This is a genomic window from Lactobacillus sp. UMNPBX17, from assembly GCF_002553735.1.
In the GTDB taxonomy this organism is placed as follows: Bacteria; Bacillota; Bacilli; order Lactobacillales; family Lactobacillaceae; genus Lactobacillus; species Lactobacillus gallinarum.
In genome coordinates, this window is record NZ_PCYT01000129.1 from 1 (window position 1) to 1,635 (window position 1,635).

A 1,635-nucleotide genomic window follows, 5' to 3' on the forward strand; every position below is an offset into this window, starting at 1 on the left:
TCCAAATGGACTTTTTATTTTTCTAAAGTGTTCAATTTGATTTTACAATCGGCGACTAAATTAATTTTGAAACATAAGCTTAAATCTGATAATTGATCTATAACAAAAAGGACTAAACTATTACGTCTAGTCCTTTTTCAATTATTTAAAATTTTCAGCCTTTACGTATGCATTTTTACCAACTCTATAGTAGGCTTCATTGTTAATATAATGTTTTGGTCCATATGTCTTAATAGGTGAACCTTGCTTTAATGTTTTCCACTCGGTGTTAAGTGATCCATTGCTTTGGTAAACATCGGCCTCAGTCTTAAATATACGTGAGTTACCTAAGATATTGCTTGCCATGATGTATTTATTATCGCCAATTTTAACAGCTGATTTACCATTGCTTAATTTTGTCTTGCCACCATAGTAATTGACTGATGTATAAGCTTTATAAACTTCGCCGGTACGCTTGCCATTGCCATCATATACGTAGGACTTATACATTATTGTGCCAGTATGTTTGGCATTAGAGTTAGAAGGTGCTTGGGAAACTGCAGAGCCTGAAATAGATAATGGGAGAATAGTTACATTACCGTCTGTAGACATTCCTTTCCAATTATCAGTGTATTGCCAGATAGCTACGCCGTCCATTGAAGGGAAGTATTTAAAATTAGGCTTATCTACTCGTCCAGATATAGCATATGCTGCTACCCATAAGGAATTAGGATATTTTTTGATAATAGATGGTGTATTAATGTTATTTTGTAACACAGAAGAACTAGCGTAAAGTAGTGGCTGATAGCCAGCTGCTTTAATTTCATCCATAAAGGCTAAGATTGCCTTAGCGGTGACGTTCTTACCGTTAGTAATTATATTGCCGCTGCCAGTTTCATAATCACAAGCTAAGTAGGATCCTTTAGGAAGGCCAAGGGCTTTAGCAGATGCTACAGCATATTTAGCTTCACTTTTAGCTATAGAAGCATTAGAACTAAATGTAGCAAAGTGATAACCCATCGGCATCATGTCGTTAGCAATGGCAGATTTGATTTGAGCGGCAGCCTTTGGATTACGATAGCTAGTACCTTCACTAACTTTGACTATTGCAAATTGAGATCCGGCTTTGGCATGAGCTGTTAAATCCGCACTTTGATAACTAGCAACATCAATCCCTAGTTCTTTTGCTGCTACGGAAGTTGCTGAAGCTTGTACATGGGAAGGATTAATAGGAGAGAGGGATGCAGGTAGGAGACTCATCCCAGTGTTTACTAACATAGTTGCACAAGCTAATTTTACGAATGTTTTCTTTTTTAACAAATTAATTCCTCCATAATTGGTGGAGAGAGTTAATAATCTATATCTCTCACTTTTAATATATTTAAAACTTACATATTATAGATTACATTGGTAGGTACCAAAATGCAATAGTTGAGATTAAATATTAATATTGTAGTAATCAGATAGAAATAATTGCAATAAAATTGGGATAATAATTGAGAGTCGAGCATGGAATGATTATTAAATGTCATTCTTTTTGGTTTATGCCTCCTTAGAGGGATGCACGTTCAAAAGGCCTAGCAAACAGTAAAAAAGTGCTAGTACTTAGCCAAGTATGATAATAGACGTGGTGAAGAAATTTGAATGAAAATAAAT

Annotated in this window: 1 protein-coding gene; it reads right to left on the reverse strand. The window is 35.0% G+C overall.

Annotation, left to right across the window (positions count from 1 at the left end):
* Positions 1–141: 141 nt before the first annotated feature.
* The gene (locus CP368_RS09870; protein ID WP_098044374.1) at positions 142–1,299 is read right to left on the reverse strand and encodes a GH25 family lysozyme; all 1,158 of its coding nucleotides are present in this window, start codon (positions 1,297–1,299) and stop codon (positions 142–144) included.
* Positions 1,300–1,635: the final 336 nt, after the last annotated feature.